Origin of the sequence: Leuconostoc sp. BM2, from assembly GCF_002095565.1 — a bacterium.
Classification (GTDB): domain Bacteria; phylum Bacillota; class Bacilli; order Lactobacillales; family Lactobacillaceae; genus Leuconostoc; species Leuconostoc falkenbergense.
In genome coordinates this window covers 65,848-80,366 of sequence record NZ_MOWQ01000003.1, presented here as the reverse complement: position 1 = coordinate 80,366, position 14,519 = coordinate 65,848, and the positions used below count along the sequence as shown (strand labels likewise).

Here is a 14,519-nt window from a genome sequence, read left to right as displayed (position 1 = left end):
AAAGACCATGAAATAATAAAAAAATCGCAACATTCTAAATAGAAAACAAATGAAAGCGCTTTTAAAACGAATGTTGTCAATTTATTGTTCGGAAATGATGATTTTTGTTTGTTGCTTTAAATTTTTAACGATTTTGCGATAGGCTGGAATCATAACGACCAGTGAACCCACCCAAGCCAAAACGTTTGCGAGACTAGCACCAAAGAAGCCAAATGGTCCTACTAGAACAACGGCGGCTACGGTGCGCATAATTAATTCTGCAATACCAGCGTAGGTGGGAGTTTTTGCATCGTTCAGGCCTTGCAATACATAGCGGATAATAAATAAAGCCGAGAGGATGTAATAAAAGGCACCATTTGCCCAGAAATATTGTTGCGCTAAGTTCAAAACTTCATGTTGCCCTGAACCAACAAACAACATTACTGCGAGATCACCAAATAGAATTTCAATGATACCCATGAACAGACCAAATCCCATACTCATGACTAAAGCTTGTTTAACACCAATTAAAATACGGTCAAACTGTCTAGCGCCGTAATTTTGAGCTGCAAAAGTTGCCATTGTAATACCAAAAGACATGAGCGGCAGCGTGGCTACTTGATCAATGCGCTGTGCGGCAGTTGTTGCGGCAACAGCATCTGTTCCCAAAGTATTGAGAGCACCTTGTAGTACGAGCGCGCCAATTGCAATGATGGAACTTTGAAAGCCCATGGGCAATCCTGCATGAAGATGAATACGAATATCTTTACTGTCCCACTTGAGATCAGAGCGTGTAACTTGTAGTAGTGGTGAGTACTTATAGATATGCCAAAAGCTAAATACCGTAGAAATTAATTGTGCTAAAACGGTAGCTAGTGCTGCGCCACCGACACCTAATTTAAGCCCCAAAATAAACCACAATTCTAAAATAATGTTAGCAACCATGCCAATAATTAGATAGATGAGAGGGGAACGCGAGTCGCCGACAGCGCGCAATGCGTTGGCAGTAACGTTATAGCCCATTGTGGCAAAAATACCTGCCAAAATAATAGCAACAAAAACAAAAGCTTGGTTCAAAATTTCTGCAGGCGTTTGCATTAACTTGAGTAAGGGATAAACAATCACCAAACTAGTAATAGTCACTACCACAGTTGTAATACCTGAAACTAGTAAAGTTGATGCCATGCTTTTTCGAACGCCAGCAATATCACGAGCCCCATAGCGTTGTGCTGTAATAATTGATAAACCAGCTGTGAATCCTTGTACGAATCCTAATATTAAAAACATGATTGAGCCAGTGGCACCAACGGCGGCTAAGGCTTTAACACCAAGTGTTTGACCAACAATTAGTGTGTCAGAAAAATTATAGAGTTGTTGAAACAGATTTCCAATAACCAAAGGAATTGTAAAAAATAAAATTTGTTTAGCTGGTGAGCCCTGTGTTAGATCTCTCATTCTAAATCACTCCAAAAAATTGATATATGTTCTGAATATCTATTCTAACGGAATCATTGTTTATTAGCTAGCATTTTGCACGTTGTTTTTTAATTTTTAACAGTGTTTATTTTACATTAAAAATAGATATAATATCAAAGGTTGAGCTTGGTAATATGGATAGCTGTGTAGCGACGTCAACTTAAAAACGTTATAATATAGAAAGCGCATAAAAAGGAGTTCAGGATGGTAGCTAAATTAGTGCTGGTACGCCACGGAGAATCAACGGCTAATCGTGATAATGAATTTACCGGTTGGACGGATGTACCACTAACTGAAAAAGGAAAACGTCAGGCACATCAAGTGGGGCATGTTCTGTCTCGTTATGATTTGACATTTGATAGTGTCTATACTTCTTATTTACAGCGAGCAATTATTACAGCTTATATCATCATGGATGAAATGCAGCAGGCGTGGGTACCGATTAACAAAACTTGGCGTTTGAATGAACGCCATTATGGTGCCTTACGTGGACTTAACAAAGACGCTGCGCGTGAAAAGTACGGTGTTAATCAGGTTGCTCTATGGCGGCGAAGCTATACGGCTGTTCCGCCACTATTAGAAAAAGTTAGTCCGAATCGCCGTTATCCAATAAATATCGAACCTCGCGGTGAAAGTTTGAAAATGGCTAGTGACCGCTTAATTCCTTACTGGACTTCCGAAATATTGCCACAACTTAAAAATGGTGAAAATGTTTTGATGGTAGCGCATGGTAGTACTTTACGAGCGCTGATTAAATATATTGAGCACATTAGTGACGACGATATTGATGGCTTAGAAATTGGTAATGGTGAGCCAATATTATATGAATATGAAACGAATTTTAGTGAAAGGCATTATCTCAAATGAAAACAGCAACATGGGAACGAATTAAAAAGTATACAGAATTACAAGGCACGTCTGGGCAAGAACACGCAATTAGAAAAGCGTTTCGAGCAGAATTGGCAACATTGGTTGACGAAATAGCGCAAGAAGGATTGGGCGGCATATACGGTGTTAAAAAAGGTGAAGGACCACGAGTTATGTTTGCGGCTCATTTAGATGAAGTCGGATTCATTGTAACTGAAATCCTGCCATCTGGTGCTCTAAAAGTTGCTGCAGTTGGTGGCTGGAATCCAGCAGTGATTAGTTCTCAACGTTTTACGCTGTTTACTGTCAAGGGACAATATCCGGTTGTTTCTAGTTCAGTATCGCCACATTTATTGCGTGGCAGTGCCAATGGTCCACAATTACCAACGGTTGATGATATTTTATTCGATGCTGGGTTTGTTGACGACAATGAAGCATTAGCGTTTGGTGTCCGCCCAGGTGATTTTATCGTACCACGTGTTGAGACAGTTATGGCTGCGAATCATAAACGAGTGATGTCAAAGTCATGGGATAATCGGTTTGGTGTGGTAACAGTTTTGGAGGCCTTGGAAGACTTAAGAAGTGTTCAGACACCAAACACATTAATTATGGGCGCAGATGTACAAGAAGAAGTTGGCCTGCGAGGCGCCCACGGTGCCGTTAATTTGATGAAGCCAGACATTTTCTTTGCAGTTGATTCTAGTGCTGCTGACGATGTAGCAGGTTCATTGGGACATCAGGGTGTATTGGATCAAGGGACTTTGTTACGGGTGTTTGATCCAACAGTTGTTATGCCACTGCGGTTAAAAGAGTTTTTGCTCTCTACTGCTGAAGACAATCACATTCCATATCAGTATTTTGTTTCTAAAGGTGGGACAGATGCAGCAGCTGCACAAAGCGAATTAAGCGGTATACCATCAGTTGCCTTGGGTGTCGCCTCACGATATATTCACACACATCAAACAGTATGGTCAATTAAAGATTTTGAAGCAGCTAAAGCGTTTGTTGTTGCAATAGCTCAAAATCTAGATGCAACTAACATGAAGACAATTATGGGCGATTGATGTTTAAAAAATTAAGACAATTAGATTATTGGATTGCTGTCCCATTTGGTATTTTAAGTGCGTTAGGTGTCGTGATGGTTTTTTCAGCGAGCTTAACTAATTCAGCAATGCTTAATTTTTATAAGCAATTAGTTTTTGTTATTATTGGCTGGATTGGTGCGTTTACATTATTTCATCTTAATCTTAATAATTGGCGTAGACCACAGTGGCTTAAAATACTGATGTATGGCATTATTGCGTTACTTGTCGTAGCTCGTATCATGCCAGCAGTCAATGGTGCGCACGGTTGGATTCCTTTAGGTTTTATGACATTACAACCGGCTGAATTTCTGAAACTGATTTTAATTTTATATTGTGCCCATATTCTGACACGAGTGGCTTGGCAAGCAGGGGTGAAAATTTCACGTCAGCCGTTAGCTCAGCTGAAAATATGGGGGCCACCTGTGCTATCTTTGATTTTGTTATTTTTTATGCCGGATAATGGTAATATGCTCATTGCGATTGCAATCGTTTTTGTGATGGTCTTAGCGTCCGGTGTTTCTCGGAAAATAATGGTTGTCTGGTTCATTGCTATCAGCGCGCTATTTGCGCTGTTGCAACCAATTATTAATCTTGTTAATAAAGTATTTCATCTTACTGGTAGCACGCATTACAGTATTTTGCGTCTAATTAATTTCGTAAATCCTTGGGCAGACCCAGATCAAAGTCGACAACTTTTGTATGGTTATTATGCTATTGCTCATGGGGGACTATTTGGCGTAGGATTGGGTAATTCACTCATTAAACCTTACTTACCTGAGTCAAACACCGACTTTATTATGGCTGTGATGACAGAAGAATTAGGGGCTGTTGTTACCGTTATTGTATTGATGTTAATTCTGATATTGGTAACGCGACTGATTCTCTTGGGTATTCGCCAAAAAAATCAGTATCAACGTTTGATTCTTTACGGTGTGGCAATGCTGTTATTTGTACAAGCATTCGTTAATTTAGGTGGTGTGATTGGTGTTTTGCCAATTACCGGAGTGGTTTTTCCTTTCATTTCTGGTGGTGGATCGTCTTATATTGCCTTTAGTGCAGCTATCGGGCTCACACTTAATATTGCTGCCCATCAGAAAAAGGCAATCGACATTCATCCAAATGATATGGTTGCTAGAAAGGATTATCAATGACATTTCAAATACAAGCTCGACGTGCTGTTTATGTTTATTTAAGCCATGTACGTCACGCACAACAACTTAAAAAGTTTGGCCAAATTACCTATGTTTCGAGAAAGATGTCTTTTGTCGGACTATATTTGAATGAAGAAAATGTTACTGAAGTTGTCAGTAAGTTACAACAATACCAATTTGTGAAGCATGTTGTTACGTCACCACGGCCAGATATTGATCCTGAACTAGGTGATATGCATGATGATATTTTCTTTGAAAATTATGATGAGGGAGGAATCACGGATGACGCACAACCAGTCCGTGACTGATAAATTATGCGAGTAATTTCAGGTAATTTTCGTGGCACACGACTAGATGCGGTTAGTGGTGATAAAACAAGACCCACAACAGATAAAGTCAAAGAGGCGATGTTTAGCATGTTGATGCCTTACCTAGATGAAGGGGAAGTTTTAGATCTGTATGCTGGTACTGGTGGATTAAGTATTGAAGCAGTATCACGTGGGATGACACATGCCACATTAGTTGACCGTCAGTATCAGGCTATCAAGATTATGACTGACAATGTCAAAAAAACACACCATGAAAATCAATTCACAATCTTAAAATTGCCAGCTCAACAAGCGCTGTCAAAATTTGATACTGAAAATAAACAATTTGATTTAGTTTTTTTGGATCCACCTTATGCCAAAGAAACGATTGCGTCTGATATGGCAAAAATGGTTGAGATGGGATTACTTAATACGGGTGCTGTTATTTTAGCTGAAAGCAATGATGCGGCCAACTTGCCAGAAGCAGATAAAAAGTTTAGAATTATTCAACAAAAGCATTATGGTATTACCGTCGTGACAATCTATCAATATGAGGGATAAGATATGAGTATCGCACTGTTTCCAGGTAGTTTTGATCCATTAACGAATGGACATTTGAACATCATTACAAGAGCAAGTTATTTATTTGAAAAAGTTGTCGTAGGAGTTGGCAACAATACTAGTAAGTCAGCATTGTTCACACCAGCAGAAAAAAAAGCCTTGATTACCGAGGCGGTCAAAGATTTACCCAATGTTGAAGTGGCTATTATGTCTGGATTAACGGTACAATTTATGGCTGAAATTGGTGCTAAATATATTGTTCGTGGTCTGCGTAATGGTAAAGATTTTGAGTATGAGCGTGACATTGCAGGTGTGAATAGTGCTTTAGCCGATGTCGAAACAGTGCTATTGTTAGCTAAGCCAGAAAACCAAAATATATCCAGCTCAATGGTCAAAGAGATTGGGAGTATGGGTGCCGAAAATATGGCAAAATTTGTGCCACCTGTTGTTGTGGCAGCTTTGAAGGAGCGACTGAATGCGCAAAAAGAATAAAATAATTGTTGCCGTCGTTTCTGTTCTAGTTTTAGCTGGTATTGTTGCCGGTGTGTGGCCATTGAATGGTTATATAGAGTCACCAGGTGAAGCAGATGATTTGTCTCGTTTTGTGACCATTGATGGCAAGAAAGATACAGCCAAAGGACAATATAGAATTACGTCGGTTTTCTTGACTCAAGCTAATGGTTTTAAGTTTTTACAAACCAAAATTAATCCGCATCTGTCATATGCAAGTGAAGCGGATGTGACAGGCGGTGAATCTTCTGCTACTTTCAGTAAAGTTCAGGATTTTTACATGCAAAGTGCGATAGCAAATGCTGAGCAAGTTGCTTTCAATAAAGCAAATAAGCCAATTACTACGCAATACCGTGGTATATATGTTTTGAGTGTATCAGACACATCACATTTCAAAAAAACGATCAAAGTTGGTGACACGATTACGGCAATTGATGGTCACCATTATGAAAATTCAGATGGTTTTATTAAGTATTTGGCTAATAAGAAAAAAGGCACAACCGTCACGGTTTCATATACGCGTGATGATAAAAGTGGTCAGGCAAAAGGCACCACAATCAAGCTTCCAGGTACCAAGACACCAGAATATCCTAACGGACGAGCTGGTATTGGCATTGTCCTAACTGACAACGTAGCTGTCACAACTACACCTAAAGTGAGTGTTGATCCTGGTCAAATCGGTGGACCATCTGGTGGTCTTATGTTCACGTTACAAATTTATGATCAGCTGACAGGTGATAAGTTGGCGAACGGTCGTAATATTTCTGGTACAGGTACAATGAACGCTAATGGTTATGTTGGCGAAATTGGCGGTATTGATAAGAAAATTATGGCTGCTAAGGCAGCAGGATCAATTGTTTTCTTTGCACCATACGTTAAACCCACTAAAGAATTGCTGAAATATGAAGAACAGCACAAAACCAATTACATGTTAGCACGTGATACAGCGAAAAAGTATGCACCAAAGTTGAAAGTTATTCCGGTTCAAACATTTGATGATGCTGTCAACTATCTTAAATCAGGTACAATTATCAAAACAACAGACAGTACTAATTAAAAGCTTAGTGTTCTTGGATGTTTACCAAGTTCATTAAGCTTTTTTATTTTGATTTAGTACTATAAAGTACGAGGTGAAAAATGTTAGATATATTCGACTTGATTAAGGGGAAAAGCACACTTGTTAAACAAATAGGTGCGGCCATTCTTATTATTGTGATAGGAGCAGTTTATTTACTGTGGCCACGACATGAACAGTCTGCGAAGGGAATTCAGAGCATTCCTAGCACTCAGACATCTCAGTCAATTCTGCACTCTGAGAGTCGAGAAAAATCGACGTGCAAACAAACATCAGCAGTTATTATGGTAGATGTCAAAGGTGCGGTTAATAAACCAGGTGTTTATCAGGTAGACACATCGGAAAGGGTACAAACTGCTATTTTAAAGGCTGGTGGTCAGCGGGCAGAAGCAGATATGAACCAGGTTAATTTGGCACAAAGATTGACTGATGGGCAGGTTTTGTATGTACCTGTTAAAGGAGAGCAAGTGCCGACAAACTATGGTACTGAGGCTTTGAGTTCAGGTCAAACTAAAATAGCTATTAATCTTAACACTGCAACTAAAGAAGAACTTCAAAACTTAGAAGGAATTGGCGAAAAGAAGGCTGATCAGATTCTTGATTATCGTCAGGAACATGGTGGGTTTAAATCGATTGAAGAGCTTAAATCAATTTCTGGTATTGGTGTAAAGCGTTTTGAAGCTATTAAAGATCAGCTGGCGATTTAATGAAAAATGCAAAGCTATTATTATTCTCGCTGATAGTGGCGGCTCTATCTGGGGTTATCTATCGACCATGTTTGGCAAGTTGGTCATTGTTTTTTGGTATTTTGATTATAATATTGTGGCAACGTCATGTACGTTTTTTTCTGATAGGCATTATTTTGATACTGCCTTTTATGATTTACTTTTTCAGTGATGTTACAGATTTGAAAAAGCAAGCAGCAATAGTCGACCAAAAAAACGTGCAATTAACAGGTATGATATTACCGGATAATGTTAGCATTGACGGTGATGGCTTAAGTGCGATTGCTACTTTAGATAATGGTATTATCGTTAAGTTGTATTGGACACTTCCTACTCAACAAATCAAGTGCGAGTGGCTCAAGCGTGTTAATGTTTTTAAGTTTAACGCGACAGGTGACCTTACACGTATTCGCTCAGCAACGAATTTTAATCAATTTGATTCGCAACAATTCTATGCAACAAAAAACATCACACACCAATTTAGTGTGACGTCTTGGCAGGTTGAAAATATAGTATCATCTGATATATTCAGTTGTATACGATATCAGCTTCATTCTTGGCACAGTCGGGCAATACATAACACTGATTTGTTGCCCAAGCCACTTCGTGAATATTCACAGGCATTGATTTTAGGCGTGACTCCACAAGCATTATATGATGATAACCCTGGTGTACAGACATTGGGATTAATTCATCTGTTTAGTGTTTCTGGGTTTCATGTATCATTTTTAATTATGATGATCATAGGTTTAGCAAAGCGGTTATGGATTCCACAAGAAGTTACGATTGTTTCCTTGTCGGGCATTTTAATTATTTATTTTATTTTTGCTGGCGAGCCATCTGTTTTGATACGCGCCATTGTTGCTGGTGAACTAATATTATGGCAAAAAATTCATTATAGTAAATTTAAATCGTATGATATTTGGGCGATTAGTTTATTAATTAGTTTGATTTTTTCACCGCAAATATTATTAACTTTGGGCGGACAACTTTCGTTTTTGCTCACTTTTTGTTTAGCTTTTGCAAAAAAATTATCTTTTTGGCAAACTAATCTTTTGATGAGCATCGTTAGTTTTCCTTTGATTATTCAGCAACAATTTACTTGGCATATATTGCAAACAGTTGTTAACATTTTGGCTATTCCTGTTTTTGGAACCATTATTGTACCATTAGTCATGTTAGGATATTTTGGACAGAGTTTCTCAATAATTGTAGATAGTGCCAATGCAATAATTCATTTTTTTGCAATGTTGATTGATTGGCTGGCAATTTTACCTGGTAATATTGTCATTGGAAAAATGCCAGAATGGATCGCAACATTATTAGTTGTGTTAGGCTTTTGCATGTTTTGTCGAGAGAAAATAATTGTTTCGCATGTGCGAATATTGTGGCTGCTATTATTAATATTGACGATTGTTAGCATCAGGAGACCATTCACGGGTGAATTTACGACGTTTGATATCGGTCAAGGTGACGCAGCTTTAATTCGAACACCATTTAACCATACGGTGACGATTATTGATACTGGGGGTCAGGTGATATTTGGTTCGAAACAATCCTGGCAAATCAAGCAATATGAAAGAACAAAAGGAGAAACTGTTATTGTTAATTATCTGCATAGCTTAGGAATTAATACGATTGATCATTTAGTATTAACACATCACGATCAAGACCACATTGGCGATGCTAAAGACATTTTACGTCTCATGCATGTCAAAAAAGTTTTGATGCCCGCAGGTATGCAATCGCAGCAAAGTTTTAAAACCCAAATTTTGCCATATCTAAAAAAAGCAAAGGTGATTGAGGTCACTGAAAAGAATCAAGTTAATGATTTACCGTTGAAAATATATCATCCTCTAACAGCAGGACAAGCTGCTAATGAAGATTCAGTTGCACTATACGGCGTTTTAGGTGGTATGAGCGTTCTAACTGCGGGGGATTTGGACAGGGCAGGTGAGCGATTACTTGCAGAAAGACATCCTGAAATGAAGGTTGATTTGATAAAACTAGGACATCATGGTTCCAAAACAGCGACCGATCCAATAACACTTTCCAAATGGCAACCAAGCATTGGCATTATTTCTGCTGGTAGAAATAATCGTTATCATCACCCACATCAGGAAACGTTAGATACATTGCAAAAAAACCAAATGTCAGTTTTTAATACCCAAATACATGGTATGATTAAGTATATTTATAAAGGTGAAAAAGGATATTTTAAGGTGAAATTACCGCATGAATTTTAAGCAGCTGCAACAACAAATTGACAATAACGCTATGGCAAATTTCTATGTTGTCACAGGAGAAGAAGAAATTCTGTTACGCAGGACGGCTTTTGCTTTTAAACAATTGGTAGCACCTGAAGATCGCGATATGAGTTATTCACAATTTGATTTATCTGATCAACCACTCGATATGGTTATCAATGACGCGATGTCGGCGCCTTTTTTTGGTGAACGTCGTGTTATTATTGTGAGTAAACTATTGTTTTTAACAGCAACAGGAAAAATATCTGATCATGACAGTGACCTATTATTGCAACTCCTTGAGAAGCCTTTGTCGGAGAACATTGTTGTTTTTTTTGCAAATAACATTAAGTTGGATAAACGAAAAAAAATAACAAAATCATTACTGAAAACGTCTGAATTGGTTGAATTACCTGTCCTAGATGAGCGGCAATCAAAACAAGCAGTCGTGGCTGAATTAACTCAGCGTGATTATCAAATTATGCCAGATGCACTTAATGAACTTGTCATGCGAACCAATGCCCATTATTCTGATATGCAAAATGAATTACCTAAGCTAATAGCGTATGCCAATAAGACTAAAAAAATAGATTTACAGGCGGTTAGCAGTCTTGTGCCAAATACGTTAACTGCAACGGCTTTTACATTAGTCGAGGCAGTCATAAAAAATCAACAAAAAGCAGCGGTTACAATATATCGGGAGCTGTTACAAAATAATGAAATACCTTTACGTATCAACGCTGTATTAATTGGTCAATTTCGATTATTATTGCAGGTCGCTGGTTTGTCTGGCAATGAGGCAACGATTGCCTCACAACTCAAAGTACACCCTTACCGTGTTAAATTAGCAAAGCAAATCTTAAAAAATCACCAATTAACAAATATACGCTCGGGTTATTTAGGTATGCTAAATATGGAAAGACTCTTGAAATCGACACAACAAGACCCAGAAATTTTGTTTGAACGTTTTGTGTTGAACTAAGCATAAAGATTGTACTAAATAAGCTGCAAGAACAAGTGTTCCCATGATAAAATATAGTCATGGTAGAGTTCTTGACAACAATTGATAAACGCAAAATATTGCATGTTGATTTGGATGCGTTCTATGCACAAATTGAAATGAGAGATCAGCCAGAATTGCGTTTCAAACCCTTAATCATTGCAAGAGATCCGACTCAAAATAACGGGCATGGTGTTGTTGCTACTGCAAACTATGCTGCACGTCAATTGGGAATTCACTCTGCAATGAGTGCTTTTGAAGCCAAGCGTTTAGCACCCAATGGTATATTCCTCTCACCAAATTTTACAAAATATAAAGTCGTTTCCGCACAAATCCATGATATCTTTCGGCGTTTTACCAATAAGGTTGAACCTGTTGCATTTGATGAAGCTTATTTGGATGTAACGTCAAATGTTTTAAGCGGTGCAACTTTGGCTGCTGAAATAAGGCACCAGATATTAAAAGAAACACATTTAACAAGTTCTATTGGGGTTTCTCATAATAAGTTATTAGCCAAATTAGGGTCAGAATACAATAAACCTAATGGTGTCACCGTAATTAATCATGAAAATCAATTGCAATTTTTAGACTGTTTATCCATAAGTGCTTTCCGTGGCGTTGGTAAAAAAACGAAAGAGAAGTTCGACAAATTAGGCATTACAAATGGTTTGGAGTTACGTCAGATGTCACGCGAAGAACTCAAAACTGAATTTGGTAAAATGGGCGAACATTTATATTGGCAGGCACGCGGCGTGCATTTTGGTGCAGTTGAATGGCAAAGACAGCGACAATCGGTTGGTAAAGAAGAAACTTTTGACCGTGCCTTGCGTGAAACTAATGCCGTTCAAATTGAATTTAAAAAGTTAGTAAATAGCTTAGTTATGAGCATGAATCGTCAAAAAATTGTTGGCCGTACTTTGAATATCAAAATTAGAGATGAGCAGTTTAACACGATAACACGTGCCATTACGCAAGATGATCCTTGGACACTGAATGAAGCAACACTTGTCATGGCTGCACAAACAATGTTTGATGACAATATTGGTCCCGACTTTTCAGTTCGATTGCTGGGGGTTTCAATGAGTAATTTACAATCTGCGACTTTTGAGGAAATGTCGCTATTTTAATGATACAATTGTAGGAAATAGTATTTGAGAAAGAATAGACATGGCAAGTATTGAAGAGCAAATATTAGAACAAATTAAACGTTACGAAACCATTATTATTCATCGGCATCAACGACCAGATCCCGATGCCTTTGGTTCACAATTAGGCCTGAAAGCTATATTACAAGCCAGTTTTCCTGAAAAAAAGATATATGCTGTTGGAAAATCTGTGCCAGGATTGGCTTGGATGAGTGAAACTGAGCCTTTTATGGATACAATTCCTGATGCCGCTTATAATAAAGCTTTGGTGATTGTTACGGATACAGCAAATGCGCCGCGTGTTGATGATCAACGTTGGCCCAATGGTTTGGAAATTATCAAAATTGATCATCATCCAAATGATGATCAGTATGGTGATTGGCAATGGGTTAAGGAAGGTCATTCTGCTACAAGCACGATGATTTATGAGTTCTACGAGTTGCTAAAGGACCAAGGACTTGTAATGACAAAAGAAGCGGCCAGATTATTATATATTGGCATTGTTGGTGATACTGGTCGCTTTATGTACGGCATGGATTCTGAAACGTTCCGCGTTGTATCCGAGTTATTTAAATATCATTTTGACTATGAGACTGTTCATCATCACATGGAGACGATTTCCGAAAATGCTGCAAAGTTGTCTGGTTATTTATTACAAAATTTGACCATTTTGCCTTCAGGTTTTGCTTATATTGTCATGACTAAAGAATTGGTTAAAAAATTTAATTTGCAAGAGTCAGGGACAGCTTTTGTCGTACCACTACCTTCAAAAATTGACCGCGTGAAGGCTTGGGCAATTTTTGAGGAACAAGATGAAGGCAATTTCCGAGTACGTTTAAGATCAAAAACGATTGTAATTAATCAAATCGCTAATCAATTTGATGGTGGTGGACATCCAATGGCCTCTGGTGCATGGGCTCAGGATAAAAATGATATTACGCGATTAGTGAAAATTTTAGATAATGCGCTTATAGAAAAATATGGTGTAGAAAAGGAAGATTGATGGCTGAAAAAGCAAACCAATTTGGACAATTTAATTTAAAACCCGAAATTATTACAGCATTAAGTGCGATTGGGTTTTACGAACCAACGCCAGTTCAGGCAAAGTTAATACCTGACGTGTTGCAAGGACGTGATGTTGTTGGACAATCACAAACAGGTTCTGGTAAAACACATACATTTTTGATTCCAATTCTCAACGCATTGGAACAGAAACAAAAATATGTTCAAGCTGTGATTACGACACCTTCGCGTGAATTAGCAGCTCAAATTACACAAGCAACAAAAACATTTGCTGAACAGTTTGATCCGGATATTACCATTTCTGAATTTGTGGGCGGTACTGATAAACAACGGCAAATTAAGCATTTAGAACATCAACAGCCACAAATTGTGATTGGGACACCCGGTCGTATTAAAGATTTGGTTGAATCAGGTGCATTAAAGTTACACGCGGTTCATACTTTAGTTGTTGATGAAGCAGACATGACGCTTGATATGGGTTTTTTGAGTGAGGTTGATTATATTGCGGGTGCAATGCCAGAATCATTGCAAACACTCGTTTTTAGTGCGACAATGCCAGAAAAACTAAAACCATTTTTAAAAAAGTATCTCGACAATCCACATTTTGAAGCTATCCCGGTTTCGACAGTAATTGCTGATACAATAGATAATTGGTTATTAGCGACAAAATCAAAAGATAAAAATGATGTATTGTTGCAAGTTCTCACGGTAGGTAATCCATATTTGGCATTAGTGTTTGCAAACACGAAAGAGCGCGCAAAGGAAATTGCAAGTTATTTGCGTGGACACGGTTTGAAAATAGCTGAAATTCATGGTGATATCGAACCACGTGAACGTCGCCGTGTAATGAAAGCCATTCAAAATTTAGAGTATCAGTATGTTGTAGCTACTGATTTGGCAGCTCGTGGCATTGATATCGAAGGTGTGTCGCATGTCATTAATGATGATATTCCAGATGAACTAGAATTTTTCGTCCATCGCGTTGGTCGTACTGGTCGAAATGGATTGCCTGGTTTGGCAATCACATTATATGGTCCAGATGAAGAAGATGAAGTAGCGGAGTTGGAGTCACTTGGCATCGACTTTAAAGCAAAACAAATTAAAGACAATGAAATTGTTGACGTGAAAGACCGTCGTGCCCGTACGCAACGTGTTGCAACCACAAAGAAATTAGATCCAACTATGGTTGGCATGGTTAAGAAAAAGAAAAAAATAGTTAAGCCTGGTTATAAAAGACGTATTAAAAATGCAATCAAGCGTCAAGATCAAATGGATCGGCGTATTGCACAGCGTCAAGAAATGCGTGCAACACGCAAAGCCAATAAAAAGCGTGGGGATGCACGTTAAACAAAGTAAAAAAGACATGAC

The 14,519-nt window shown here is 38.2% G+C and carries 14 protein-coding genes; 13 read left to right on the top strand and 1 reads right to left on the bottom strand.

Annotated elements, in window-relative coordinates:
• Positions 1-81: 81 nt before the first annotated feature.
• On the bottom strand, positions 82-1,434 hold the full coding sequence (locus tag BMG01_RS02080) for an MATE family efflux transporter (RefSeq protein ID WP_036067998.1): 1,353 nt from the start codon (positions 1,432-1,434) through the stop codon (positions 82-84).
• Between the two features lie 225 nt (positions 1,435-1,659).
• Here BMG01_RS02080 and BMG01_RS02075 point away from each other — a divergent pair, with 225 nt between their 5' ends.
• The 13 genes from BMG01_RS02075 to BMG01_RS02015 all read left to right on the top strand — a co-directional run bounded on the left by BMG01_RS02075 (position 1,660) and on the right by BMG01_RS02015 (position 14,498).
• Positions 1,660-2,322: a 2,3-diphosphoglycerate-dependent phosphoglycerate mutase gene (locus BMG01_RS02075; protein WP_036067995.1), complete on the top strand. Its 663-nt coding sequence runs from the start codon at positions 1,660-1,662 to the stop codon at positions 2,320-2,322.
• Positions 2,319-3,386: a glutamyl aminopeptidase gene (gene pepA / locus BMG01_RS02070; protein WP_036067991.1), complete on the top strand. Its 1,068-nt coding sequence runs from the start codon at positions 2,319-2,321 to the stop codon at positions 3,384-3,386. Before BMG01_RS02075 ends, pepA begins: the two co-directional genes overlap by 4 nt.
• Positions 3,386-4,558, top strand: coding sequence for an FtsW/RodA/SpoVE family cell cycle protein (locus tag BMG01_RS02065; protein WP_036067989.1), 1,173 nt, complete (start codon positions 3,386-3,388; stop codon positions 4,556-4,558). The genes pepA and BMG01_RS02065 overlap by 1 nt, the downstream gene beginning before the upstream one ends.
• Entirely contained in the window at positions 4,555-4,866 is a 312-nt protein-coding gene (locus BMG01_RS02060; protein WP_036067986.1) for a YlbG family protein, read from the top strand. Before BMG01_RS02065 ends, BMG01_RS02060 begins: the two co-directional genes overlap by 4 nt.
• Positions 4,867-4,872: 6 nt before the next feature.
• The gene (gene rsmD / locus BMG01_RS02055; protein ID WP_036067984.1) at positions 4,873-5,427 is read left to right on the top strand and encodes a 16S rRNA (guanine(966)-N(2))-methyltransferase RsmD; all 555 of its coding nucleotides are present in this window, start codon (positions 4,873-4,875) and stop codon (positions 5,425-5,427) included.
• Positions 5,428-5,430: 3 nt separating this feature from the next.
• The gene (gene coaD, locus BMG01_RS02050) at positions 5,431-5,919 is read left to right on the top strand and encodes a pantetheine-phosphate adenylyltransferase (RefSeq protein ID WP_036067981.1); all 489 of its coding nucleotides are present in this window, start codon (positions 5,431-5,433) and stop codon (positions 5,917-5,919) included.
• Positions 5,903-6,994: a SepM family pheromone-processing serine protease gene (locus BMG01_RS02045; RefSeq protein WP_036067978.1), complete on the top strand. Its 1,092-nt coding sequence runs from the start codon at positions 5,903-5,905 to the stop codon at positions 6,992-6,994. Before coaD ends, BMG01_RS02045 begins: the two co-directional genes overlap by 17 nt.
• A gap of 80 nt (positions 6,995-7,074) precedes the next feature.
• Entirely contained in the window at positions 7,075-7,719 is a 645-nt protein-coding gene (locus BMG01_RS02040) for a helix-hairpin-helix domain-containing protein (protein WP_036067975.1), read from the top strand.
• Entirely contained in the window at positions 7,719-9,983 is a 2,265-nt protein-coding gene (locus BMG01_RS02035; protein WP_036067973.1) for a DNA internalization-related competence protein ComEC/Rec2, read from the top strand. The genes BMG01_RS02040 and BMG01_RS02035 overlap by 1 nt, the downstream gene beginning before the upstream one ends.
• Positions 9,973-10,965 (top strand): DNA polymerase III subunit delta, encoded by a 993-nt coding sequence (gene holA, locus BMG01_RS02030; protein ID WP_036067970.1) that lies wholly within the window; start codon positions 9,973-9,975, stop codon positions 10,963-10,965. Before BMG01_RS02035 ends, holA begins: the two co-directional genes overlap by 11 nt.
• A gap of 59 nt (positions 10,966-11,024) precedes the next feature.
• Positions 11,025-12,110, top strand: a complete 1,086-nt coding sequence (gene dinB, locus BMG01_RS02025) for a DNA polymerase IV (RefSeq protein WP_004910543.1) — start codon at positions 11,025-11,027, stop codon at positions 12,108-12,110.
• Positions 12,111-12,150: 40 nt separating this feature from the next.
• On the top strand, positions 12,151-13,131 hold the full coding sequence (locus BMG01_RS02020; RefSeq protein WP_004910541.1) for a bifunctional oligoribonuclease/PAP phosphatase NrnA: 981 nt from the start codon (positions 12,151-12,153) through the stop codon (positions 13,129-13,131).
• On the top strand, positions 13,131-14,498 hold the full coding sequence (locus BMG01_RS02015; protein ID WP_004910540.1) for a DEAD/DEAH box helicase: 1,368 nt from the start codon (positions 13,131-13,133) through the stop codon (positions 14,496-14,498). Before BMG01_RS02020 ends, BMG01_RS02015 begins: the two co-directional genes overlap by 1 nt.
• Positions 14,499-14,519 lie beyond the last annotated feature (21 nt).

Excerpts from the sequence above, each read along its gene's own strand:
- BMG01_RS02015 (WP_004910540.1), top strand. The coding sequence starts at position 13,131 with ATGGCTGAAAAAGCAAACCAATTTGGACAATTTAATTTAAAACCCGAA.
- holA (WP_036067970.1), top strand. The coding sequence starts at position 9,973 with ATGAATTTTAAGCAGCTGCAACAACAAATTGACAATAACGCTATGGCA.
- rsmD (WP_036067984.1), top strand. The coding sequence starts at position 4,873 with ATGCGAGTAATTTCAGGTAATTTTCGTGGCACACGACTAGATGCGGTT.
- coaD (WP_036067981.1), top strand. The coding sequence starts at position 5,431 with ATGAGTATCGCACTGTTTCCAGGTAGTTTTGATCCATTAACGAATGGA.
- BMG01_RS02045 (WP_036067978.1), top strand. The coding sequence starts at position 5,903 with ATGCGCAAAAAGAATAAAATAATTGTTGCCGTCGTTTCTGTTCTAGTT.
- BMG01_RS02065 (WP_036067989.1), top strand. The coding sequence starts at position 3,386 with ATGTTTAAAAAATTAAGACAATTAGATTATTGGATTGCTGTCCCATTT.
- BMG01_RS02060 (WP_036067986.1), top strand. The coding sequence starts at position 4,555 with ATGACATTTCAAATACAAGCTCGACGTGCTGTTTATGTTTATTTAAGC.
- pepA (WP_036067991.1), top strand. The coding sequence starts at position 2,319 with ATGAAAACAGCAACATGGGAACGAATTAAAAAGTATACAGAATTACAA.
- BMG01_RS02080 (WP_036067998.1), bottom strand. The coding sequence starts at position 1,434 with ATGAGAGATCTAACACAGGGCTCACCAGCTAAACAAATTTTATTTTTT.
- BMG01_RS02040 (WP_036067975.1), top strand. The coding sequence starts at position 7,075 with ATGTTAGATATATTCGACTTGATTAAGGGGAAAAGCACACTTGTTAAA.
- BMG01_RS02020 (WP_004910541.1), top strand. The coding sequence starts at position 12,151 with ATGGCAAGTATTGAAGAGCAAATATTAGAACAAATTAAACGTTACGAA.
- BMG01_RS02075 (WP_036067995.1), top strand. The coding sequence starts at position 1,660 with ATGGTAGCTAAATTAGTGCTGGTACGCCACGGAGAATCAACGGCTAAT.
- dinB (WP_004910543.1), top strand. The coding sequence starts at position 11,025 with ATGGTAGAGTTCTTGACAACAATTGATAAACGCAAAATATTGCATGTT.
- BMG01_RS02035 (WP_036067973.1), top strand. The coding sequence starts at position 7,719 with ATGAAAAATGCAAAGCTATTATTATTCTCGCTGATAGTGGCGGCTCTA.